Source organism: Paenibacillus sp. EKM206P (assembly GCF_011066155.1).
Taxonomy (GTDB): domain Bacteria; phylum Bacillota; class Bacilli; order Paenibacillales; family Paenibacillaceae; genus Paenibacillus; species Paenibacillus polymyxa_D.
Genome location: NZ_JAAMNQ010000012.1, coordinates 103,590 through 128,058, shown reverse-complemented (window position 1 = coordinate 128,058; position 24,469 = coordinate 103,590). Strand labels below are relative to the sequence as shown.

Sequence of the window (24,469 nt, the reverse complement as noted above, 5' to 3'; positions counted from 1 at the left end):
CTGTCCCCACTCTCTCTACTATTTCAGCTTTCACTTGGGTTTCCCTTTGCATACCTGTTGGACGTTTACATACCGATAGCAAAAAGAGAGCCGGTGCTTGTGCCCGCGCTCTCTTGAATATAACCATTTTAAAACAAATGTAACGGGATTTACTTTTTTGCCTTTGCTGTAGAGGTAGCCGGAATCGTAACACTTCCTGTCAGTCGTAAATCCTGTGAGGAGCTGCCCACATAAATGGGCACTTCACCCGCCGGCATAACCCATGCTTTGGACTTTTCATCCCAATAAGAGAAAGCTTTCGGGTCGAGCTCAATGCGAACCTTCTTCTCTTGACCCGGCTTTAATTCTACCTTGGACCAGCCTGCCAGTTGACGGGATGGAGTCTCTACGTTTGTCGGAAGCTTACCGCTGTACACTTGTACAACCTCAGCTCCGGCTGTTTTGCCAGTGTTCTTCAATTTGAACGAAACTTCGACGGAACTCATACGATCGGATTTTTTTCCACTCGCATGCTGTTTGGTTTTCAGATCGCTATATCCGAATGTTGTATAGGATAAACCGTGTCCAAAGGAGAACGCCGGTTGAATACCCGATTTCTCATACCCACGATAGCCTACAAAAATACCATCTGAATAGTCACCTATACCGTTCACACCCGGAAACTTCTCTGGTGAGGATACAGGTGTAGACTGCTCGTTAACTGGGAAGGTTACCGGCAACTTACCCGAAGGATTTACATCTCCAAATAAGACGCGCGCTATAGCATTCCCTTGCTCTTGTCCAGCAAACCATGCTTGTACGATGGAAGGGACTTTGTCCTGCCATGTATCCATTTGCACGGCTCTGCCGCTCATTTGTACGACAATGGTTTTCGGATTTACAGCCGCAACCGCACGGATCAGCCGATCCTGATTATTCGGGAGCTCCATATCGGAACGCTCAACATATCCCTCACTCTCATACGTGCGCGTAACAACAATCGCAACATCCGATTTTTTCGCCAATTTCACAGCGTTGTCAATCAGCTTATCTGACGTATCTGCCGGAGGTTCCCAGCCCAGACGAACCATACCACCGGAATCCCGACCATTGGTCGGATAATCAGCGCGGTATTCAATACGTATCTTGTGCTTTTCACCCGCTTTAAGGGAGATATTTTTCTTCGTAGTGCCCAGCTTTTCACCTTGATTATCCACGAAAAGCTTATCGTCGAGATACAGCTTGCTTGATCCCAAACTGGTTAATGACAATGCATAGTCACCATCCTTGGGAGCTGCAATTGCCCCTGTCCAGCGTGCAGATATCAAGCCGTTCAGTGTCGTTGGTGTATTTGGAACTTTAGGGGACTTCGCATTGAAGCCCTGATAATTATAAAATCCAAGGTTCATATTGACTTGGTCATCATTGCGTACAAGAATCGGATTGCCTTCCATCTTGTTATTCTTCCAGTATTCGCCTCGAAGTCCCTGTTCGCCATCTCCATAAGTCGCATATCCAACACTGATATCCTCTTTCTCATCAGATGTAGTCAACAGTGAAGACGGAACAGCAGATGGCCCTGGCATAATGTCTCCTGCAGAGATCGGGTCTGTGCCCGGTGCATATTGGACGGTAACTCCTTTGCCGACACGATTGCGGATGCCCTCTAACGGACTCACGGTATACGTCGGATTCACCAGCGAACTGCCTCCGCCTGCCACAGTGCCGTTATCTGCATCGGGGCCAATCACAGCAATAGACTTGAGTTTATCTTTAGACAATGGCAATGCATTGTTTTTATTTTGAAGCAGTACCATACTTTCCTCAGCCAATTGACGGGCTGTCTTGCCATGGTCATGGGCATCAATTTGGTTATTTTGAGCCGGGTGATCAAATAAACCTTTGCTGAACATTTGCACCAGAATGCGCCCAGCCTTATCATCAATCGTTTTTTCACTTACCTTACCATTCTTGACAGCAGCCAGCAGCTGATCTCCCCATTTTCCATAAGGAGTCCCCGGTGTTTCCAGATCCAAGCCACTATTTGCCGATTCGACTGTACTCAGGTTCGCGCCGTAATCACTCATCACGAAGCCCTTGAATTGCATTTCCTTTTTCAAGAGATCTGTCATGATGGTCTTGTTCTCACATGCCGATTCGCCATTGACCTTGTTAAAGGAGCACATAGCTCCGCCCAAGTCTGCCTTGGCAATAGCCTCCTGAAACGGACGTATGTAAATTTCATGCAGCGCACGGTCACTGACTTTGACATTTGTTGTGAAACGCTCTGTCTCCTGATTATTCATAAGGTAATGTTTGGCAGTCGCCAGAACAGGATGACTTTGTATACCTTTGACATAAGCGGTCGCCATTTGAGATTGCAGCAGCGGGTCCTCGCCCATAGATTCAAAGTTTCGCGATCCCCATGGAATTCGGGCAATATCCATCCCGGGTCCAAGCACCACATTATGAGTTGTATTAAAAGCCTCGTCTCCGAGCAAATCCCCATACTGTTTGGCAGCTTGGATATCCCACGTTGCAGCCAGCGCAATTGGAGCAGGCAACGCAGTCGATTGCTTGTCCTGCACATCCGGATTAGCGATACGTACACCTGCAGGTCCATCTGCCATCGTCAGCGCCGGAATGCCCAACCGCTCCATCGAATTATTATAGAATCCATAGTAATTGTTGACCTTGCCAGTCACCAAATCTATTTTTTCTTCCAGCGTCATTTCCTGTAACAGCAACGCTGTCCGTTTCTCAGCCGACAGGGCAGTGTTCATCCAAGGTCGATCTGTCCGACTTCCTGCTGCTCCTGCAATATTCATAGGTCCGATCACGACAGCCGCGATCACTGTCATCATCACCATACGGAACAACCATGTTGATTTCACTTTCACGTTTGTAATTCCTCCTTGATGTTAGGTCATGAGGTGAATGCCTATTCAACGCTCACAGGCTTGCAAAGGCTCTCGATCCTGCGAGCTCCGACAAGAATCCAGAGCCACGGGATAAGCAAGCAAGTCAGCAAAAGCCGCAATGGCTCAAGTGACACGTTAACCACCCTACCGCACATTTTCGGAAATTTCATTGAAAGTTTTTGGAAATTCAATACTAGGACCTTCATTCTTTTTCATAAAAAGAGAGCGTTCACAATTCAGTTAACCGATGAATAAATTACACTTTTGTAACTTTTTAATGACGGTTTTTTAACTAATTTAAATCACAAAAAATGATTCATATGTCCCACTCTTGACTTACTCATATGGCGTTACCTAGCATGCGACCAAAGTCGCTATTTGGGAATTGGAAAGACTTATGTATACAAAAATAACGCTCACAAACAAAAAAATTCCAGAGAACCTGAAAGGTCCCTGGAATGAATATGATTATTCAAACGGATACCGAAGTCCCCACTGTGAACGAATCTGATCCATCAGTTTCATAATTCCTAATGATTCATCTAAAGAAATAGTAGAACTTTCGAGCAAACCTTCGTTCAAGCAACGCCCGACTTCTTCTGCTTCAAAGGCATAGCCTGTAGAGGATCGGTCATCCTGAAAGTGTTGTGCCTCTTCACCGTCCACAACTAAAGTAGCCGATGTGCTGTTTAGGAATGACGGAATGTGAATATAGCCCTTGGTTCCATGGATGTATGCCTCATTCGTCAATCCGAGACGGACTGCCCCGTTAAGCATAGCCGTGCGTCCTTGCCCATAATCCAGCAAGATCGAAAATGTCTCGTCAACGCCTGTCTCCCCGATATGAGCAGTGCTCCATACATGCTCAGGTTCAGGACCGAAGACCATTGAAGCAAAAGAAACCGGATAAATTCCTGCATCTAACAGAGCACCTCCGCCCAGCTCAAGGTTCAAAAGCCGGCCCTCCGGGTTCCAATCTACCCGAAAACCAAATTCTGCCTTAACCAGCTTTACCTCGCCAATGTGTCCCGCATGTATCCACTCCTGCACTTGGCGAATCGGAGGCAAAAAACGTGTCCACATTGCTTCCATCAGGAATAGCTTACGCTCACGTGCAAAGCCGATTAGTTCCTCCAATTCTTTACTATTGACGGTGAAGGGTTTCTCACACAAGACCGCTTTGCCCGCCCGAAGAGCCGTCAGAACATTTTCTTTATGAAAAGGATGAGGAGTCCCTACGTAAATAGCATCTACCTCGGGATCTTGTGCTAATTCCTCATAGCTCCCGTAAGCTCGTGATATTTGATGCTTAGCTGCAAATTCGGTAGCGCTTTCAATAGTACGTGATCCAACGGCATACCCTTCTCCATTCGTAACATGCGCCAAATCCGCCACAAATTGATCTGAGATCCAGCCTGTGCCGACAATTCCCCATTTAATCTTTTTGCTCATACTTGTGTCCCTCCCAGCAATTTGGTTAACGTTGACTTACAACATACCCTTTTATTCTAGCAAACGCCTGTCCTAAACAAAAGAAATTCCTGCTCAGCGATAGTTTATATTGCGGCTTGGCAGCAAGACGACACGGCGGCCACTAAGTCACACATTTTGAACTGGAATTTCCCTCAGCATTGTTTTGGTTCAGGATCATTTTATTGAATAATGTATCTGTAAAACTTTTTATCCACTTTCATGACTGGAAAACTAATCGGCAATTCTCCTGGATCTACACTAACAAATCCATTCTTCTCATAAAATCGATGAGCTGTTACGAATTGTGGTGTTGTTCCAAGATAGATTTCTTCAATAGACCTTTCCTTAGCCCATCCTATGGCATGATGCAATAATTGATTCGAAACATTGAATGTTTTACCTCTATAATTTTGTTTTACAAACATCTTTCTGAGTGCTGCCTTACGGTCCCCAATATCTAACAAAGCTACAGTCCCCACTACGGTTCCTTCACGAAGAGCCACCCAGAAGTTGCCGTTACCACGCTGATAAAAGTTTTCAATATCAAGCAAATCTGGCTGATCCTCTTTGGTTATGGCGATATTATATTCATCTTTTTGAATATGTAAAATTAAATCGACAACTTGTGATTGAGACTCAGTTGAGTACTCTTTTAGAAAGATACTTTTAAACATCGTTATGTTCTCCTATGATCGTCAATTGTTATACTGTTAGATTTCCATCAAACCACAGAACCTAAAATATTACCCATATCTCCTTATTCGTGCTTGATAAACGCTCAATATTAAATAACTCAACCTCCGCAACTAAACTAAGTTTCCACCTACACAGTCGAGGATTTGAAACCATTGTCTAGATGCGAACGTTGAGTTCATTATAAATCTATATACATCAGAATTCTATTCTACGCTTGAAGCTGTGTAAGAATTTGCGGGTCCTTGATCTTCTGATCCTCGGCCAACAACACTATTTTGGATAAAATCTCGGCTGTTCTTGGGTCTTCGTCCAGAAACGGCAGGAAGATGCGTCCACGATGCTGCGAATGCACCGGAATAATATGCAGCGCTCCCTTCGCTTGCTTATAGACACCCCCGCTTCCCAAATGCACAGCATATTCGCCATGAGTCCCATCTACACGTGCATAATTCCCATCCACGCGTACATTGCTAATTTTCAGCAGGCGAAGTGATTCCTGCACAATGACCCTACGCATTTCAATCGTCGTCAGACTGGCCTCTGGATCAACGCCGCCTACATGGGCAACACTGACGACCAGATCCACGTCCCGCATAACTTCGGAGAACAGAACAGGAGGAACTTCGTCCAACGGTACGCTCTTATACGTTGTCCGATCAAAGAACTGCACGGTCTCCAGCGTAGGAGCCTCGGTATCTGCTGGTGAGAACCAGTCCGCCATGGCATACAGGTTGGCAATCAGATTCTCAGCATAGTACACCTTCTGGAGTCCATCCTCATAGCTGACCGTCCATTGGCGACCTTTCAATAGGGATACCGTCTTATTCGGCTGTACCTGGTGTCCCGCATATCGACGGGAAACGGTCGCGTTGGCACGTTCATCAGCATTCAGCAGGTACAGCTCACGGAACACCTGCTTAAATGGCTGGCGTATCTGACGGTCGAATAAGTCCTTCTGGAAGTCGCTCCAACGACCACTTTCGAACAAGTGAAGGGGGTGAGCGATAATCAGCTTATCCTCTTCTCCTATAGAATGCTGTTCAGCAGAAGGATCAGTCAACACCAACGTATCCCCATTAAAATATCCGAGGTGCTCGCCAGCCTTGAAAACCAGTGTCCGCACCAACGGAGCAAGCACAGGATTACCCAGCAATCCTCTCAATTCCTTCACCATAAAGGTCGTGCCAGACTCCATAGAGCGCTCCAATTCCTTCCGAGCTCTGCGATACTGATCCACCAGATCTCCTTTAAGCTCCTTCAATGCCGTGATATACTCATCCTTCTTGAAACGAGCCGGAATGGATTTCAGCGTCTTGCCTTTGCTTACAATTTCAATATCTGCCGCTCCTTCATCATCAATGACGAGCTGCACCGTTGTAGCCTCGTCCAAAGCATGTGGCTCAAAATAAGACCGGAGATCATCCAGCTTGCGAGCCTCCATGTCCCAGACGAGACGGGTTACGTCATCATAACCTGCGTTACGCGCCAAATTCCCGAGCGCAATCCGCGAAACCAGTGCCTCACTGGCCTTACGCTGTGCCCCAAATTTTTTGCTTTGTTCCAGAAACCTTTGGATAAAATCATAACGTTCGCGTACATCTGGTTCAGGTGGCTGAGCAAGTGGAATCAAACTGTAGGTCAGCAAATGGTCTTTGTTTCGCTTGTCTTCCACTGATTTTTCCATTTCACTCCGTTTGAGCTTACCCAGCGTCGCATCCGCAAACAACTGGGATCGACGATGATTGGCTCCAGCCGAAATATACTTGGCACAATCGTACAGCAGATCAAAACGTTCCTCGCCCAACGTCTCATAAGCCTCATGAAACCAGTGAATATCGAAGGCACCATCATTAAAATCTTGCGGAGCAATCGGCGAGTAATGAGCTACAATCGTTTCCTTCTCGGCCGAAAAACCTTCATTGATATGCGCATGGAAATACCATGCCGCACTGCGAAGTCCTTCCCATCCGAGATAACCCGCTACAATCTCAATCCACTGCGGGGCATACATTGCCGCCTCCAGCAGACGTTTATCTGTAATTTTAGTGTCCTTTAACTTTTCCTTGAGCAACGTGGCATCCTCGCCATCATTCGGATAACATGCCTTGAGCAAGTGACTGAACGATTCCTTTTTGGTAATACGATCACCGTAACCGTACACATAACCACGCACGAATGTTTCCTTGTCGAGACCCTCCAGAATACGGATAAAATAATCCATGCCTTCAATCCGGTTCAAGCCCATAACCTTTGGCGTAGCCTCGGTAGGCAAATCGCCTCGAACCAATTCAACCTCTAACAGTCGATCAATAACCGTACGGCGTATCTCCAAAAATTCTGGGTTGCTAGAAATCCATGTATTGCGGACATTGGTTAAGGTACTCATATGTCTTCTGCTTTCACTACCGGCCAGCAGTTCCCGATATACTTCCCCTACACCGATCAACCCTTTTTCATAGGCTTTGAAATAATCCTCCAGATCCAGCGGAGAATAAAAACGATTTTCCGCTCCTGGCAGTTCTGCGTAGTTCACAAAAGTATGGAAAAAGCGCTTAAAGGACTCATTATCATGAACCTGCCCCTTCTCCAGCGCCACCCACGGGCCGGACAATAGATGGAGCATTCCCAAATCCTCTGCTGGTCTGTCCTTAGGCACGCACTGCATTAGTGAATTTAAAGCAAGGTCAATTACGTCAAATGTTTGGTCACCGGATGTGTCCATAAAATAAGCATTAACTAATGTGCTTACCTGATCGGAGTAGGTCAGCTCTGCCATCCATCTTTGAACCTCGTTAATCCGATCCACAGGATACATTTGCTCAGCGAAGTCTTTACGCCATCCTTCCAGCAGCATGTGCTTGCTTAGCTCTGAATAGTCCATTTTAAAAGAAAAGTATCGATAGTAGCGATCCAGCGTTCGGTCCATAGGCTCCAATCGGTCATAAAAAACAAGCTCCAGCAGTTCACGTGCTTCTATGCCGCTTTCCTGCAAATAACGGTCCCACTCCTCATAAAGAGGATATAAAGACAGCCTGGAATCTACTTCTTCATCGACCTGAACCAGCCGTAGAGGGCGAAGGTTCGTCCCAATAAGCGATGTATCTTTGTAGCCTGAATAATATTCCGCTGTATATTCCACATCACGATGATGATGAACAAGCTCATCCAGTCCAGTCAAAAACTGCTTGAGCTTCTCCAATGGACTAACAAAAACATCGGCCAATCTAAAATCATCCAGATCCACTTTCTCTTCCAACCAAGCTTCCTTGACATTCGGATCGTACAGGCCAAAACCGTTAGCCCCTGTATAAGCATCCTCCTGTCCCAGTTTGGACAGCAGTTGCTCCTCTTTGGCGGTAGGTTGCTGTATGATATCCGCCAAAGCCCGCAGGTTTTCATACTGTTCGGCACGATCCGGGTCTGCATATATCTTCGTCAATACCTCCAGTCCACCCAATCGTTGCAGCTCCGCCTTAGCACGCAGCAAGCGTTCCAATGAGCCAGCGAGCGGCTCTTCCGATTGTGAGAGCAACACACCAATGACACTTTGTCGCAATGAGCCCGTCTTGAGCTTTAGTAAGGCTTCCATTTGTTGCATTTCTGGTTCCGACAGCGTCAGCTTACGCGCCTTGGCCACAGCGAACTCACGGATACTCATACTTTTGTCCGACAAACTGGAAAAAATAAAATCACGCTGTACCGTATCCTCAGGATTTTGCACAAAATGGTTCAACAGTTCGCCACGCAGATTAGGGCTAATCTGTTCCTTTAAGGCTATGATTTCCCCAATCCAAGAAGCGTCCATATCATAGCCAGCGAGATATAGCATTTTTTGAATAGGTGCATCTGAGCGGTGATATAGATTTACAAAATCTAGCACCTTGGAGGGCTCGGTGGACTCACCCTTTTTTATATGTACAAACAGGTTATGAAGTCGTTCAAAATCCTTACGCCGCTCCTCTTTGCTCTCCAGCAAAGGAGTGCGCACCACTTTAACGATCCGATCCGCGACTGTCCCGCCTTCTATCCATTCATAAAAATAATTGCTTGTATAGTTCGTCAGAATCCAATATTGAAGCTCCGGATCTGTTTCATCCAGATATTCTCTCGCAATTCCGAGGCGCACATCCTTGTTGTCACTGTTAGACAGTACATACAGTGCTACGATCTTCTGGTAAGTTGCTCCCTGCTCCATGAGTTTCCGAACCTGTCCATACAGATCACGTTCCTCATGTACTGCGGTAGCCCACAAACTCATATACACTTCATTAGCATTTGAGCTGGTCAGCCATTCCTGGCGCAGTTCACTACGAGTCAATGCTTCATATGCCTGCTCGATCAGTTGGCGAACGACCCGTTGATTGGCGGATTCCAAGCCCATTCCCGTCCATACTGCAAGCGCCCGCACTACCGAGCTGTAACGAATGAAGCCTTGGTCGATGATCAACTTTAACAGATATATTAGAGCCTCCGGGGTTCCTTCATCCATTTGTTCCACAATACTTTGGCGCAATCCCTCTTGGAGTTTGGCAGCTGCCAGGAGCTCTCCGATCATGCGATAATTCTCCTCCTGATGACTCAGGAGCATGCCTTTAATCATATTGCGTGTAAGTAACGCCGCCTGATTATCCCCATAAATAATAGCTTTTAGCGCCTCAAGCACCTGTGAATTGCCGTTGTCTAGCTCGTAAGCAATCCAATCACCAATCGTTTCCTGAATCCGGTAATCCCTACCTGATTCATAATCTTTTTTCGTTAAATAATCCATTATAGAGAATCCGATACAGTCCATTCGGATCAACTGCACCATTCTTTTATAAACTCGGGAAGTATGGGCCGTAATATCTGAAGTGCGGAACGGTTTTCGCGCATACCCGGTGCTGTATGGATATTCAGTCACATGCTCTGTTAGATGTGCGAATACATCGCCCGCTGTTTGTCCAATTAGAGCACGTAATACCTCTGTTAGTGGCTTAAACAGCGGTTCTCCGCTTTCTGTCGCCCGTTCTTTTAATATTCGCTGACATTCGTTAAATGGCTCCTCGTTCTCCTGTATGTAATGAAGCTTACTCAGTTCCACAACATACTGAGCCAACTCCTGTTGTTGTCCCTCCAGTTGCGCCGCGCGCTCCTTCAGTGTGGTGAAATATTCTTGCTCATTGTTCTCTCGATGCATATTTCATTTCCCCCTCTACCATAGGCCTCCAGCCAGCATTGTGAAGCGTATAAATACAATTTCATTCCCATCCTTAAGTGCCAAAGGAGCATCCAGTTCAATAGTTTCCTCGTCACACACAAAAACTCTGTATAAACCATCTTCAAAGGCCTGCATCGCTGTGTTCACAGCATCCTTAATATCCGGGACACCATCATTATATACGGAACCGAATCCTACTTTGCCTATCTCGCCTTGTGCCTCAACTTCCTCTCCCGTGAGGAATGGAATCAGCGCGACACTCTCCTGCTTATCCCGCAGCTTTTGAACATTCAAAGCAACGGTTGCAGTAATCAAATCTCGCAATGTTTTTGGAGCAGGACTCAGTTCTATTTCCTGTCGTGCGAGTGCGGGCTTGCGTTTTCCCAGACTTTTTACAGTTACAAGCAGCTTCATGTCGTTCCCCTTCCTTTTTATTCACGCTTTTGACCCGTTGTCAGCTGAATTTTTTGACCCATTTAAAACACCGTTAACGAAATCGAAAACGAATGTTTGTTCGTATATTTATTTTAATAGGTTCCTTATCATTACTCCATCACCCTTTATGACCAAAATTCATAATGCTGTAATACACTAAAATCTTAAAAAATAAGACTTTGTACCCTGATTTCGATGAAATTTATCCATATTAAGGATGAAAAAGAAAAAAACCTGCACAAGGGAGACCATCTGCTCTTCACAGACTTCACTCCATTATACAGGTCAAATATCATCATAAATAATGTTTCAATACTTATTTCAGGATTTTGCAAAATTCGATTCCAGTCGCTCCAACGTGCAAGATATAGACGAACTAAACCATTTCGATCTATATCTTATTCATTGGAAGTCGCTTATTGGATTTTTGCAAAATCCTCATTTATTTAAAATGCTGGAACAACGCTATCCTTGTAATTGTCCTCAAAAAATTTACGCACTTCCGGTCCGGTCATTCGCTTTGCCAGCTTTTGAATGGCATCGGAATCTGCATTATCCTTACGCGCTACCAGATTAATGGCAAAGTGCGTATCGTCTTTTTCGGTAATCAGCGCGTCCTTCTTCGGTGTCAGACCGAGCGGCTTGGCATATGCGGGATACATGGCAGCCATGTCCACATCATCCAGTGAGCGCGCCAGCATCAACAAATCCACTTCTTTAAACACAAACTTTTTCTTATTCTCAATAATATCAGCCTGTGTAGCATTATAGCCTACGCCTTCTTTAAGCTTGATCAAACCGTTTTGCTCCATCATTACCAAAGAACGTCCTGTATTGGCCGGGTCATTGGCAATGGCAATAGTCGCACCTTCGGGCAGGTCTTTAACGTTCTTGTATTTTTTGGAGTACGCACCATAAATGGCGTTGTAAATTGGTTTTATCGCTACCAAATCAGACTTGTTGCTTTCATTATATTGTTGCATAAAAGGAGCATGCTGAAAGAAGTTAGCATCCACTTCATGGCTTGCCAATGCGTTGTTCGGTTGGATATTGTCTGAAAGCACGACGATTTCCAGATTGACTCCGTCCTGTTTAAGCAGCGGCTTCACGATATCCAGCACATCTGTCATCGGTGGGATGAGCGTCGCTATTTTCAGGGTCACTTCTTTTTGGGAAGTCGCTTCTTTAGACTGTGTTTCTTGTGTAGCCTGCTTTTGACCACCGCATCCGGCAACCAGTAGCATAACGACAGCAAATAGTGTAAGTAATTTCAAGTTCGTTTTCATGTTGTTTTTCCGACTCATTCGATGTGGAACCTCCAAAATTAGTTGTGATCGGGAAGATAAAAATGAGTTACAGTATAGCCGCTTCGCGAATGATTTGATCTTACGATCGCTGTTGAAATGGGATTCTCTCTGATTTATAAAGTGATGTATAGGTTAGAATCCCATTTCAAAGGCGAACGCTAACGCTTCTCCAGATTCAAATCCTTCTCTCCGCTTTTGAGATACTGTAAAGTCATTTTTATTTCCCATAGTGGGCGGTGCAAGTGTTAATGAAGAGATTCATAAACCATTTACCGCTTGTCGATCCGGCGGGATATGGTGCTTCCAGTGAACTGGATCGTTTGTACGAAAATAATCATGACGACGATGGTGAACGCCATCAAGCCTGTTTCAAAACGCTGGTAACCGTAGCGGATGGCAAAATCGCCTACCCCGCCACCGCCCACAATGCCCATCACCGTGGAGTAGGAGATGAAGCTAATGGTGGACGTGGTCAAACCCAGTACAAGCCCAGAACGAGCTTCCACGTACAGAAATTTGAAGATAAGCTGAAGAGTGGATGCCCCCATAGAAGTAGCGGCTTCAATTACACCCTTCGGCACCTCAAGCAATGATTGCTCCACCAGCCTCGAATAATAGGCGATGGCCACCACTGACAAGGGAACCGTAGCAGCCATCGTACCCAGCGCCGTCCCTACGACCAGACGTGTAAATGGAATCATAAACACGACGAGCAGCAAAAACGGGAACGAGCGAATGACATTGACCACACTGTTCAATAGGGTGAACAGCAGTCGATTTTCATATTTTTGCCCTTTGCCGCACAAATACAAAATCGTTCCTGCCGGAAGCCCTAACAGTACAGCTGCTGCGATAGAAATCCCCACCATAATAAACGTCTCTCCGATGGCTTTCCATATCTCAGACTGATATTGCGCAATGATGTTCAGCATTTCATTCATCAGCTTCACCTGCTTTCGCTGTTGAACCTACCGCAGCGTCAGCTACACGTTGCGTGGAAAGCAGCTGTCCATCCCGCATTTCTGATACATGGGTACAAATGTTGCGTACCACGTCCATATCGTGCGTTACAATTACAATGGTAACTCCCAGTTCACGGTTGATCTCCCGTAACACGCCCAGAATATCCGCGGTCGTCTGCGGATCAAGCGCCGAGGTCGGCTCATCACACAGCAGCACCGCAGGTCGATTCGCCAGCGCTCTGGCTATCGCTACACGTTGCTTTTGGCCTCCGCTCAATTGTGCCGGATACTGTTCTGCTTTATCAGCTAAGCCGACGAATTGCAGGCATTCGCGCACACGTTCTGCTCTCTCTTTTTTCGCGACACCTGCCAGCTCCAACGGCATTGCTACATTTCCACTGACCGTCCGATTGTGAACAAGATGATAATGCTGAAAAATCATCCCTATGGATCGCCGCGCTTCACGGAGACGTTTTTCCGGCATGCGAGTCAGATCTTCCCCGTTCACAACCACGTTTCCCTCATCCGGCCTTTCCAATACATTCATCAACCGGAGCAAGGTAGACTTACCGGCACCGCTGGCACCTATAATACCGTGGATTTCCCCCTCCTCCACTTGAAGGGACACGGATTGAACCGCATGAAATTGGCCGCTTGAGGTGGTATAATGCTTGTTTACCTGATGCAGCGTAATCATGAAACCTGGCCTCCTGATGATCCATTTCTCAGGGAAAATGTAATAAGCCCGCCAGCCCAGGCGGGTCTGTACGAGCCGTCAATTCCCATTGCATTAATATACCACAGAGCAGAAAACGGGCAAAGCCTTTTGACAACAATTAACGTACATCCCACACCCCTACATAAGGAAAGCAAATCCCAAGTCCCCAAGCCAGCGTAAGCATGACGACAAAATAGAATATGAATACAATATCTATAGCCGAATAGCCGATCGCATAATAATACGTTCGCTTGGTTTCATTGGTAAAACCCTTGGCTTCCATAGCAATAGCAATGCGCTGGGCACGCCGAATACTTTGAGCGAGTAGCGGAATCGCATACCTGCGAAGCGTGGCATACATATTCCATTTGGACACATGCTGATGTAAACCTCGAATACGGTGGGCTTGTCTCAATGCCTGGAATTCCTCCACCATCATAGGCATCAACCGCATGGCTGCCAAAAAGCTGTATGCATACTTCGGAGGGAGCTTCCATTGCTGCATCAGTGAATAAAAAAGGTCCACTGGACGAGTCGTTAAACCAAACAACAAACCTACCGCAGCCATACTCAGCGCACGAAAGCCCAGATGCATGCCTCGGTAAAAGCTTTCCTGCGTCACATGGATCAAGCCCCATGTCCACCAGGTCGTCACCCCTTTGCCGAACATCATCATGCCCGTTGAAGTTGAAATAAACACCAATATAAAGGGAGACCCGTATAGCAGCAGCCTCTTCCATGGATGGCCTGACCAGACAAGCAGCAACAGCATAGCACACGCAACATTAAACATGACATTCGGATCATGAATGACTATAACGACCACAAACAGGATGGAAAACATCACGAGCTTTAGGCCCGGATTCACGCGATGCAGCCATGTTTTATGATGGGGAAAGGACAGGTTCATACTGTAGTTCCCCTTTCTGAATCCGCCATGTATCGGTACAATATCGACGGACAATTTCCGGGTCATGGGTGACCATCACAATGGCCGTGCCCGCCGCTCTCAGCTGCTCCAACATATCCAGCATGACAAAGGTATTACGCGCATCCTGCCCAAAGGTCGGTTCATCGAGCAGCAGCACTTCCGGCTCACGAATCATAGCCGTAGCAATACTCAACCGCCTTTTTTGGCCTAACGAAAGCTGATACGGATGCCGCTCGTCCAGCCGCTCCAGTCCGAACTGTACGAGCATCCGATCGACCCGTTCCCGGCACTGTTCAACGGTATACAAGCTCTTGGGTAACGAATACTCTAGTTCCTTTCGTACGGTATGCGCTACAAATTGCAGCTCGGGATTTTGAAACGCGAACCCGATACGCTCTGCCAGTTGTTCTGTACTGCCTGCCTCAATTCCGCGCACGCTATAACGTCCCTGTGTGCGAAGTAAGCGCATCATGGAGAGCAGTAGCGAGCTTTTGCCAGCCCCGTTTTCACCAACCACGCCAATCCAGTCGCCAGGCTTCACCTGCGCATGCTCCACATAAATCACTGAACTTAAACCGCGGAGGCCGCTAAAATGTTCTAGCTCCAGCACATCAGTCCCCGCACCATTCTGTTGCGTCACTGCTTCACTCCAACGTGGCGAAGACGCTTCATTCCATACTCCCGGATACCACACGCCGTACTCGGACAATGCCTGCCGGTGCACATGAAATACTTCTTGGGCCCTTCCATCTGCAATGATCTCCCCTTGAGCAGAAAGCACCACAATCCGATCCACATCATGGACAATTTCATTAATTTTATGCTCCACAATCACCAGTGTCTGGTCTACCGAAATGTTGCGAATGGTATCCCACACCTGTGTAGTGCCTTCCTCGTCCAACAAAGCCGTGGGCTCATCCAGAAAAAGCACTTCTGGCTCCATAGCCAGCACAGACGCAATCGCCAGCCGCTGCTTCATTCCCTGTGACATGCTGCCAATGGGCATATGTATATCATCCGTCGATAGACCCACCTGTATCAGCAGCTCGCGAATACGGGATCGCATCTGCTCCCGGGGAACCTGATTATTTTCCAACACAAAAGCCAGTTCCTCATCTGCATATGACATACAGAACTGCGTATCAGGATCTTGAAATACAATACCTGAGACACTTGGGATTACAGCAGCATCGCATTTCATAGGCACTTCTATCGTGCGTGGAATCAGACCGCTTAACACTTGGAGCAGTGTTGATTTACCGCATCCACTCGGTCCCAGTAGCAGCAGCTTTTCCCCCTTGCGGACAGACAAAGACATATTGTGAAAAAGCAGCTCTTGCTCACCGGGGAATTTCAACCGTAGCCGGGTGATCGAAGCCACCACATCTTCGGTTGCCCGGCTCATCAATCCAGCCCCTTATAATCTTGTTCCGTTGCAGGCCTCAAACTTCGCGTGACTCCGGTTACCTCCAATGCCTTAGCCAGATAGAACGCGAATACCCCGGCAATCACAATACTGCCAATCATCCGAAATCCAATATACAAAACATAGTTCCAAGTCGATAGCTGATCAATATACCCGTAGCTGAAGTCTAAAATCAGAGAAGTGACAGCCGCCCCAGCCGCAGCTAGCGAAGCAACCCACAGGTTTGCGTTCCGATACAGAAAAGCCGCAAAAAACAGCTCCGCTCCCAAGCCTTGCAGCAGGCCATAGTACAAGGTGGACATACCCCATTCGCTTCCCAAAAAAGCACTGACCGTTGCCGCTGCCACCTCTGCCAAAATCGCAACACCCGGCTTGCGAATGATGAGATAAGCAAACGTACCTGCCATAAACCACATGCCATACATCAGTTGCTCGGCGTGTAGACCCAATGGTTTCATCAAATCATAGGCAGGTCCCCATATTTTGTAGATCAACCCGAACACAACAGCGATCACAATCGTGACCAAAATATCCGTCAGTTTCAACCCTTTGGACGCTCTTACAGCAGTATTCATTATTGCGTGCTCCCCTTTTTCCTTATAGTTGGCCTCTTGGCCATGAAAAAAAGCTTGTCTGGAGCTGAATCTCCAGGCAAGCTTTATGCGCAGTAAAAGGTGAAGCACCATACAAAACATCATTCGTCGATATGCCTTATATAACCAGTAGTCTAAACTACTACACTGATACCCAGCCAAGTCAGGATCAAGGTAAAATGCTAGGACATACATTGAATCTATCGACAACCGCAAAAAAAAGCGGCATTCCTGTATAGTGTTCTTGGTTTCTCTACGCTGGCATTACCCAGATCAGATTTCACGGTCAGTGGCAAGGGCCACCCTCTCAGCCTGACTTTCTCAAGCTCCCGACAATGCTTTTTAATTCACTATAATATATACCACATCTATGGCTTTGACAATCCTATAATCCGAAGAAACGTTTAGCCGTTTCCGTCGTCGCGATTTCGATCTCCATCATGCTTCGACCTGTACATTCGGCTATCGTAGCAGCAATGTGAGCGAGATACATGGGCTCATTACGCCCTTCTTTAGGCTTCACAGGCAAATTACGCGGGGTCAAAAATGGAGCATCCGTTTCAATCATCAGACGGTCCAAGGGAATATCTCTGACCAGTTCACGCAGATGCTTCCCCCGCCGTTCGTCGCAAATCCAGCCGGTGATTCCGATATACAGTCCCATTTCTACATACGTACGCAATTCATGTTCCGTGCCGGTAAAACAATGCACTACCGCTTTATCGACAAGCCCTTGATACTCCCGAAGCATAGCGACAAAGTCCTCATGTGCATCTCGTTCATGCAGAAATAACGGCATTTTCAGCTCACCCGCCAGTTGGATTTGCTCGCCAAACCATCGGCGCTGCACATCACGTGGCGAAAAATCACGGTTATAGTCCAATCCGCATTCCCCTATGGATACGACCTGCGGCTGACCCGCCAACTGGCGGAGCTGCTGAATCGTGTCTGCACTGCAGTCTTTGGCATCATGGGGATGCACGCCAGCTGTCGCATACAGCTTGCCCGGATAACGCGCTGCATACTGAGAAGCTTCCCGACTGCTGCGGACACTGGTCCCGGTAATAATCAGCGGTGAAATCCCTACAGCCGCGGCTCTCTCTACCACCTGTTCCCGATCTGCATGAAACGAACGATGCATCAAGTTCACACCAATATCAATTAACGGTGTACCCCTTTCCATCTCAATCCCTCCCTCGCAAACTACAATCTTGGATCAATCGGCTCTGATTCCAGAGATAGTGCGGCAAGGACGCATTCATGAATACGATCTACCGTATCCTTGCGGACAAAACGTTCCACGCCTTCCATACCAAGCGCTCCTTCCATCAGGGCATGACGCTCCTTTTTGTTCGTTCGACGCTGCTTCAGACGCTTTAAATTCTCAGGGGCAAGATAATCCATACCGTAAATGATGTGCAAATACTTCCGGCCTCTCACCTTGATTGCAGGCTGAATCATCTTGTCCCGATTTTTCATCAAAAAGCGTTCCGGCTTGATCACAATCCCCTCATGACCATCCTCTGTCATCTCGTTCCACCAACGAATGACCTCTTCCTCGCTTGCTTCGTCCGTGATCACGCGATACTCTGTCTCCATAAACAGGGAAGACAGCCCAGCCAGCTCCCGGTTTTGCTCCATATGCCAAATATGAGAATGGTCGAAAAAAGTCTTTCCGCTGTGTGCCAGCGTATGAAACGGTGCGATACGAATCTCATCCAGACCGTCCACATCCCAGCAATATTTTTGAAAAGCCTCTTGAAACGTCACGGCATTCGCGTACTTCTGTTCCATTTCCTCCAACCAGTCTCCAACCTCTCGGCCCGCAACCTTCGCCTGCTTCAGCTTGTCTACCAGCTTACTGCGATCCAGCAGAGCTGCTTCACCCACATGCGCATACTGTGCAGCAATCAATTCCCGAGCCTTGAGATTCCACGGTACAATTTCCGCATCCAGCAACACAAAATCCGTCTGGTTCCGTTCAAAATATCCGGCAGTCCGTAGATCCACATTCAGCTTTTCCAGCACTTGCTTCCCAAGGCTTTGTTCAAAGAAAGCTCTCCCGCTCCGACTGTAGATCGTGCCCAATGTCGGGTAGCCTACATACTCGACAGCGGCCTGTTCGTTTTTGAATAATAGCAAAATAGCCCGGCTACCCATATGTTTTTTCTCAGCCACCATCGTTTGTACCCCTTGCCCGCGATAATAAGCCAGCGCTTCACGCGGATGCTCCAGATAACCTTCCTCTGCAGACACCGCTGGAGCAGGACTCATGGTCGGTGGAATATACACCAGTTCCTCTATCGGTACTGTCACATGTGACACGGCATCTATAGCGGTTTTGACCGATTCTCCTTGAACGCGCACTTCGCCATACGATTCCGTCAGTACACTGTAACCAGCGATGAGCTTGCGTAAATTCGGCGGGGAAAACCGTTTTCTCTGCCACCGGACAAGTGGGCTATCGGGATCATTCGCATAATTCTCATGTGCCGGAACGCTGACAAATTCCTTTTCCGGAAAACGATAAGCGGTCAGCATACCGCCAAATACCACACCCTGATCAATATTCACCGTCTGATTCACAAGGGTAGGCTGCGGTCTAGGATCATGTCCCCATACTACTATTTCTCCCGATTCATGGTCTACGAACCAATCTTTGCGGATTGGTTTTCCGTCTGCATCCTGTCCTTCCGTATCTCCATAACGGCAATAATCAGAAATACGTGCCGACTGTTTGCCGATAAAATGATCCTTAATCCCCGCATGAGCCACGACCACGTGTCGCAATCCATTCCTGCCAAAAATAAGATGTGAGGGTGCATGTAGCAGAAAATCCCTTAACTCGCTTCTAAGCTGTTCCGCCGCTGCCTTGCCCGCTTTTTGTTCATACTGGGCCAGTTCCTCTGCAAATCGTTCATCCCCATGACTGAGAGTCACCTTTCTTCCATCAAGGTAACGGCCGATTTTCCAGCCATGATTGCTGTCAATCATATACGCTAGTCCAGCATCCACGTGCTTTTTCCAGAACTGCACCGCTTGTAACGATTTGGGGCCACGGCTCATCACATCCCCGACAGATACCAGTCTTCTGCCATCTGGATGATGGTATAGTCCTTCCGTATCTTCCGTATATCCTAGCCGCTCTATCACTTCCAGCATCTCACGGTAGCACCCATGGATATCACCAATGATGTCAATACCTGAGCCAATCTCATGAAACAGTGGCTGCGCACGGCGAACAAAATTCATTTCTTCTATATCCTTAAGGATATAGCAAGCGTTAAAGCCTTCCTCACGGATCCCACGCAGGTTCCGCTTTAACAGCTGTGCCTGCTGCTTGACCCGTTGGCGGCCACGCGGATGCTCCCTGCCTAAATCACGTTCCAGCAGCACAGCTTCGGATACATCCAGTACCAAAGCCATTACAGGAACATGCGCCTTGGCTGCCAACTGTACATATTTTTGACGGTCCTCAGCATACAAATGGGTGGCATCCACAACCGTCAGCTTATTCAAGCGACAGCGCATAGCCAGAATCGTATCCATCGCCTCAAACGCCTTGGCTGACATTTGCTGATACTCATAGAACAGTACGTCCGATTCCAGTCTTGGAAGTCCACTCCAGTCTATAAATTCCGTATCTCCGACCAGCTTGCGAAAATGATCCGAGGATACCACTTCTGTCTCCAGCAGAATCCCTTCGCTCACCAGCTTGTCTAATAATGTGGTTTTCCCACTGTTGGAGGCCCCCACCAACACAACCAGTCCAGCATGCGGTAAATGAATCGTACGTTTGGATGAATTGCTCATGCTTCCTTCTGCTCCTTTCTGCGCGTAAATATAGCCATTTGGGTCGGTTGTCCAAAGCCTTCGACCTCTTCTCCGATCCCCTTCAGCGCTACCGAATAAGGAGCTTCCACAATCCACTGCTCACATCGTTCCTGAAACTCGCTTCTACTCCATTCAAAACGGTGATCGCCATGCCGCATCTCTTGCTGATTCATACGATACACTTCATTATATTCACGATTGGGAGTCGTCACGATCAGCACGCCCGGCTGATACTCCGTTACAATCGTCTTCATCACCCGGTTCAGACGATGCTCATCCACATGCTCAATGACCTCACATAGGATCATCACATCTTTTCCCCGCAATTGTTCATCATAATAAAAGAGAGAGCCCATCATGGGTGTAGGACTGATCGCATCGGCATGCCTTTCCAGCTTGTTAAAACGCTCCACGGCTCTCAACTGTGCATACGCAGACGGCTCCACCGCCCAAATCTCTTCAACGCCCGTCATTCGGGCCATCCGAGCCGATAGCTTCCCTTCCCCTGAACCCAAATCTACGATTTTCTGTCTGCGAGGCAGCTTGCGAATTACGTCCATAATAGCTTGATACCGCAGCTCATTTAGCCGTACTGTAGGCTGTTGCTTCCCTTCCTCATGTGGCTGTTCTGGCTGTTGAATCTGTTCGTGCTTATCCTTTTGAGCTTGGACAGTATCCTTTTCAATATGTTTTTTAATACCTATTTCATCACAATCAGATTGCTCAAATTGCTCAATCAGATTGGTAAAACGAAGCGTGCGTCGAATGATAAGCTCGCGTAGCGGATGCGCTGACAGCCAGCCTTCACCGTAACGTCTCAGCTTGTCAAACTCTTCTTCACTGATATAGTAGTGCTTATAGTTATCCAACACCGGAATCAACAGCAATAACTGACGTAGCGCATACTGCACCGTCTGATGGCCACTTAACGTGACATATCTGACAGTGCTTCGATTTTTCAGCTGAAAAGAATAGTCTGCTTCCCCTCGTTCTATGTCCACTTGATAGCCCAGCGGAGCAAATAGTCCCTCCACCACAGAATCCGGTAAATCCGAAGCAACAGGCCCAAACGATAACTCCAGCGCGAAAGGATGCGTCACCCATTCTGCATACTCTTCTTTGGGTTTGCCGTTCAGTGCCGTACCAAGCGAGCCACGAATATAGGTGCAAAATAAGCTGCTGGTTACAAACTCCCGGTCATTAATATATTGTGTAATATCATAGCTATCTGGACTGTTTTTGACCAAATCTATCGAATCTGGCGAAGCCTGAATGACGATTTCTGCCTCTTCCTCGGTAAACACGGTGTACACCATGCGTACACGCGCACCCTTTTCCGTGCGATCATACGTATTGTAGGGATTTTTGGCAAGCAAGTGCGAAATCATCCCAGCATTGTTTCCGGTTGCTTTTAGCGTGATGTGCATACTCTACTTCTCCTTCCCAGCTTATACTTTCCATACTTCATTCACCGCAGCGCGGAACATATCATCCAACTGCTGATCACGTCCACTCTCCATATGCTGAAGCAAGGGCGCCTTTTGTTCAAAATAAGCAATTTGCTGCTGGATAAAATCATTCACCACCGAAAGCTGTGGCTCCACATCCAGCTCCTCGCCCGCTTTTTTACGATCAAGCAAATGTTCGATCACCTGATAAAGTTCGGTATGTGCCGGAATGAGTTCCTCTAGCAATTCTACGAATTCCATTGGAGGCATGCTGTTGTGACGTTCAATCCAGCTACAAGCCAGCAACGGGCGCAGCACGTAAAAATACTTTTTAATCTTCACCTGTTCTCCCTGCAAATAATCCCGATAATTTCCCCGCGCCATATTCAGATAATGGTACATGCAGGACTTCGGAGAGAAGGTTAACGGCGAGATCGCACGAATCTGATCAGCCACTGCATATTGCTCCAGATAGGAAATCGGAGATTGCAGCCATTCCAGCAAAGGCGGATTGGATTTGCGAAACAATTGGAGCGCCTTTTTTAAATCCCAGCCGTTTATATCCAGCAAATCGCTGATTGGCCGTTCAATCACATCCCGCTTATCAAAAATAGATAAATACCATTCTATGGGTCTTACATAGATAAATCGTACATCATAGTCACTGTCCTGTGAAGGAAACCCCCACGCCCGACTACCTGATTCACAGGCGTATACAATGCGCACCTGCTCCGCTTGCTCCAACGCGCGCAGCTCACGCAAAATCGTCTCACGCATTTCCGGTTGAATGAAACCCTGCCCATGCTTCATATCCGTCATGTTGTTCCCTCCCTTATCATTAAAGTATTTCCCGAATCTGTTCTCTAATCGACTCCTCCGTTTCATCTATCGATAAGCGGCGAAGACGCTCTGTCGTTTCCTCTCCCCACATCTCAGAAGGCCATTCCTTGAGTACATGAAGCGCTGCATGACGATTGGAGGTCACCGGACTCCAAAGTCCGGCAGCAACTAGCTCTTGTCCCATTCCTTCGTAAGAAGACAATAGCTGAAGCAAAATACCCAGACATTGATGCGCTTCATACTCCGGTCCAAAGCCCGGCACATCAGCAGGACCAGAAGAAATTTCTTCCAGAGGCAAGTGCTTTTCTGCAAAAGCCACCAGCTTACGAGCCCGCTGTTCATCCTCTGTCTTGATGAGTTCAAAGTATAGATTAGGCTTGACTGGATATTTACTTAATTGATCAAATAGCACGGGCCATACATCTAGTGCTAGCATTCGAGCTACGCGAATGGCGCAGTGGAGATGCGGTGAATCTGCATACTGCAGTTCCTGCTCTACTGGCTTCACCCACTGCGGATCGTCCATCATCTGCTGGCATATTGACGCGTAACGTTTACGTAATTCCGGCGTCCATTCATGCTCATAACGTGCCTCCCATGAATCGTCTTCTTCATCGAGAAAATCCGCAGTATCCATGATGATCGTAAAATGCTTCACAGTCGTACACATGGTCTTAGCATGGCGAAGGTAGTTGCCTATGACCATAGTGGCATGCTCATAATCGTCTATACTTTCCGCAGGTCCGCCTGCTGCCAGCAAAGCCGATAGAATATCACCCGCCCCGTCAAACAACTCCTGATCAATGTGCGGTACAGCGATGGCTGTATGCAGTTCGCCTTTATGAGCACACTCATAAGCAAGATACTCATACATGACATTGTTGCGGAATCCTTCCCTTAATAACCAGTCACGTATTTCCTGCCGCGCAGGCTCCAGCCGTTCTACTACGTGAATACGTCCCCAGCCATGTACCTGTGAGGCTAAATTATACAATTGTTCGTTGGCCTGCTCCGAAATATTACGGATAGCTACAGCTGCATATAGCGTGAATTCATCATGCTTGGCTAGTGTTAAAATAAGTTCGTGGTGCTGATCCGTCTCCAGTAATCCAAGCAGCGCAATACCGACCTTCACCACATTGCGATGTGCTCCGTGTTCAGCCAGCCAACGTGCTTCCTCATACAATTGATCCGGCTGAATTGCTGGATGCTCGCGCACCGCATCTAGCAGCGGATCAATCAGGCTGAGCGCATTTTCCTCCATCAAGCGTACATACGTCTCACGTCTCGTCTTCATCCCTGGCTTGCGGCATTGTCTGGACAACAACTGCGCCAGATCCTTAATTTTGTCAGTCTCTCCATCTCCGCCAGCGCCATGATGCCCAAATGCTCCATCCAATCCTCCTGCCACCCAACGCATCGTGTGACCTGCCCAGTATTCTTCATCATCTGGCAAATGATCATCCGTAAGCCTGCCCTGAGGGTCCAGTCCCTGCTTAATCGTTTCATAAATCGAAAGCTTACCTACCCATGGATATAACACTTCATTTTTGAATCGTCCAAACATGTTGTATCACCCTTCTGTTATGTATTGCTTCTTACTTATCGTGCTACCTTATATCCCTATAATCCTTTATTTTGGAAGTCATGAACATGGTGAAAGTATTACAAGGATGAATAATTTCCCTTTTTCCTACATCCCTTCCCTG

At 47.3% G+C, this 24,469-nt stretch carries 16 protein-coding genes and 1 riboswitch; all 16 genes read right to left on the bottom strand.

Features of this window, described 5'->3' with window-relative positions; all coding sequences use genetic code 11:
* Positions 1-149: 149 nt before the first annotated feature.
* The 16 genes from G9G53_RS20970 to G9G53_RS20895 all read right to left on the bottom strand — a co-directional run bounded on the left by G9G53_RS20970 (position 150) and on the right by G9G53_RS20895 (position 24,327).
* The gene (locus G9G53_RS20970) at positions 150-2,879 is read right to left on the bottom strand and encodes a beta-glucosidase (RefSeq protein ID WP_069012923.1); all 2,730 of its coding nucleotides are present in this window, start codon (positions 2,877-2,879) and stop codon (positions 150-152) included.
* Between the two features lie 489 nt (positions 2,880-3,368).
* The gene (locus G9G53_RS20965) at positions 3,369-4,352 is read right to left on the bottom strand and encodes a Gfo/Idh/MocA family protein (protein ID WP_029517581.1); all 984 of its coding nucleotides are present in this window, start codon (positions 4,350-4,352) and stop codon (positions 3,369-3,371) included.
* Between the two features lie 200 nt (positions 4,353-4,552).
* Entirely contained in the window at positions 4,553-5,047 is a 495-nt protein-coding gene (locus G9G53_RS20960) for a GNAT family N-acetyltransferase (protein WP_165150013.1), read from the bottom strand.
* Positions 5,048-5,277: 230 nt separating this feature from the next.
* Positions 5,278-10,245, bottom strand: a complete 4,968-nt coding sequence (locus tag G9G53_RS20955; protein WP_165150011.1) for a DUF4132 domain-containing protein — start codon at positions 10,243-10,245, stop codon at positions 5,278-5,280.
* Between the two features lie 15 nt (positions 10,246-10,260).
* Positions 10,261-10,680: a hypothetical protein gene (locus tag G9G53_RS20950; RefSeq protein WP_165150009.1), complete on the bottom strand. Its 420-nt coding sequence runs from the start codon at positions 10,678-10,680 to the stop codon at positions 10,261-10,263.
* 467 nt (positions 10,681-11,147) lie between these two features.
* Positions 11,148-12,005 carry a MetQ/NlpA family ABC transporter substrate-binding protein gene (locus G9G53_RS20945; RefSeq protein WP_039272474.1) on the bottom strand — a complete coding sequence of 286 codons (858 nt, stop codon included), beginning with the start codon at positions 12,003-12,005 and terminating at the stop codon, positions 11,148-11,150.
* 272 nt (positions 12,006-12,277) lie between these two features.
* The gene (locus G9G53_RS20940) at positions 12,278-12,949 is read right to left on the bottom strand and encodes a methionine ABC transporter permease (RefSeq protein ID WP_039272472.1); all 672 of its coding nucleotides are present in this window, start codon (positions 12,947-12,949) and stop codon (positions 12,278-12,280) included.
* Positions 12,942-13,667, bottom strand: a complete 726-nt coding sequence (locus G9G53_RS20935; protein ID WP_165150007.1) for a methionine ABC transporter ATP-binding protein — start codon at positions 13,665-13,667, stop codon at positions 12,942-12,944. Before G9G53_RS20935 ends, G9G53_RS20940 begins: the two co-directional genes overlap by 8 nt.
* A 139-nt stretch (positions 13,668-13,806) precedes the next feature.
* The gene (locus G9G53_RS20930; RefSeq protein ID WP_039272469.1) at positions 13,807-14,598 is read right to left on the bottom strand and encodes an energy-coupling factor transporter transmembrane component T family protein; all 792 of its coding nucleotides are present in this window, start codon (positions 14,596-14,598) and stop codon (positions 13,807-13,809) included.
* Positions 14,573-16,024 (bottom strand): ABC transporter ATP-binding protein, encoded by a 1,452-nt coding sequence (locus G9G53_RS20925; protein ID WP_165150005.1) that lies wholly within the window; start codon positions 16,022-16,024, stop codon positions 14,573-14,575. Before G9G53_RS20925 ends, G9G53_RS20930 begins: the two co-directional genes overlap by 26 nt.
* Positions 16,024-16,620, bottom strand: coding sequence for an ECF transporter S component (locus tag G9G53_RS20920; RefSeq protein ID WP_029517589.1), 597 nt, complete (start codon positions 16,618-16,620; stop codon positions 16,024-16,026). Before G9G53_RS20920 ends, G9G53_RS20925 begins: the two co-directional genes overlap by 1 nt.
* Positions 16,621-16,870: 250 nt before the next feature.
* Positions 16,871-16,980, bottom strand: a riboswitch (TPP riboswitch).
* A gap of 43 nt (positions 16,981-17,023) precedes the next feature.
* The gene (locus G9G53_RS20915; protein WP_165150003.1) at positions 17,024-17,821 is read right to left on the bottom strand and encodes a TatD family hydrolase; all 798 of its coding nucleotides are present in this window, start codon (positions 17,819-17,821) and stop codon (positions 17,024-17,026) included.
* A 20-nt stretch (positions 17,822-17,841) separates the two neighbouring features.
* Positions 17,842-20,451, bottom strand: coding sequence for a polynucleotide kinase-phosphatase (locus tag G9G53_RS20910; protein WP_029517591.1), 2,610 nt, complete (start codon positions 20,449-20,451; stop codon positions 17,842-17,844).
* Complete coding sequence (locus G9G53_RS20905; protein ID WP_165150001.1) at positions 20,448-21,899, bottom strand: 3' terminal RNA ribose 2'-O-methyltransferase Hen1; 1,452 nt, start codon at positions 21,897-21,899, stop codon at positions 20,448-20,450. Before G9G53_RS20905 ends, G9G53_RS20910 begins: the two co-directional genes overlap by 4 nt.
* A 21-nt stretch (positions 21,900-21,920) precedes the next feature.
* Positions 21,921-22,739: a nucleotidyltransferase domain-containing protein gene (locus G9G53_RS20900; RefSeq protein ID WP_029517593.1), complete on the bottom strand. Its 819-nt coding sequence runs from the start codon at positions 22,737-22,739 to the stop codon at positions 21,921-21,923.
* 19 nt (positions 22,740-22,758) lie between these two features.
* Positions 22,759-24,327 (bottom strand): limonene hydroxylase, encoded by a 1,569-nt coding sequence (locus G9G53_RS20895; RefSeq protein WP_165149999.1) that lies wholly within the window; start codon positions 24,325-24,327, stop codon positions 22,759-22,761.
* Between the last annotated feature and the right edge of the window lie 142 nt (positions 24,328-24,469).

Excerpts from the sequence above, each read along its gene's own strand:
- G9G53_RS20965 (WP_029517581.1), bottom strand. The coding sequence starts at position 4,352 with ATGAGCAAAAAGATTAAATGGGGAATTGTCGGCACAGGCTGGATCTCA.
- G9G53_RS20960 (WP_165150013.1), bottom strand. The coding sequence starts at position 5,047 with ATGTTTAAAAGTATCTTTCTAAAAGAGTACTCAACTGAGTCTCAATCA.
- G9G53_RS20955 (WP_165150011.1), bottom strand. The coding sequence starts at position 10,245 with ATGCATCGAGAGAACAATGAGCAAGAATATTTCACCACACTGAAGGAG.
- G9G53_RS20950 (WP_165150009.1), bottom strand. The coding sequence starts at position 10,680 with ATGAAGCTGCTTGTAACTGTAAAAAGTCTGGGAAAACGCAAGCCCGCA.
- G9G53_RS20945 (WP_039272474.1), bottom strand. The coding sequence starts at position 12,005 with ATGAGTCGGAAAAACAACATGAAAACGAACTTGAAATTACTTACACTA.
- G9G53_RS20940 (WP_039272472.1), bottom strand. The coding sequence starts at position 12,949 with ATGAATGAAATGCTGAACATCATTGCGCAATATCAGTCTGAGATATGG.
- G9G53_RS20935 (WP_165150007.1), bottom strand. The coding sequence starts at position 13,667 with ATGATTACGCTGCATCAGGTAAACAAGCATTATACCACCTCAAGCGGC.
- G9G53_RS20930 (WP_039272469.1), bottom strand. The coding sequence starts at position 14,598 with ATGAACCTGTCCTTTCCCCATCATAAAACATGGCTGCATCGCGTGAAT.
- G9G53_RS20925 (WP_165150005.1), bottom strand. The coding sequence starts at position 16,024 with ATGAGCCGGGCAACCGAAGATGTGGTGGCTTCGATCACCCGGCTACGG.
- G9G53_RS20920 (WP_029517589.1), bottom strand. The coding sequence starts at position 16,620 with ATGAATACTGCTGTAAGAGCGTCCAAAGGGTTGAAACTGACGGATATT.
- G9G53_RS20915 (WP_165150003.1), bottom strand. The coding sequence starts at position 17,821 with ATGGAAAGGGGTACACCGTTAATTGATATTGGTGTGAACTTGATGCAT.
- G9G53_RS20910 (WP_029517591.1), bottom strand. The coding sequence starts at position 20,451 with ATGAGCAATTCATCCAAACGTACGATTCATTTACCGCATGCTGGACTG.
- G9G53_RS20905 (WP_165150001.1), bottom strand. The coding sequence starts at position 21,899 with ATGCACATCACGCTAAAAGCAACCGGAAACAATGCTGGGATGATTTCG.
- G9G53_RS20900 (WP_029517593.1), bottom strand. The coding sequence starts at position 22,739 with ATGACGGATATGAAGCATGGGCAGGGTTTCATTCAACCGGAAATGCGT.
- G9G53_RS20895 (WP_165149999.1), bottom strand. The coding sequence starts at position 24,327 with ATGTTTGGACGATTCAAAAATGAAGTGTTATATCCATGGGTAGGTAAG.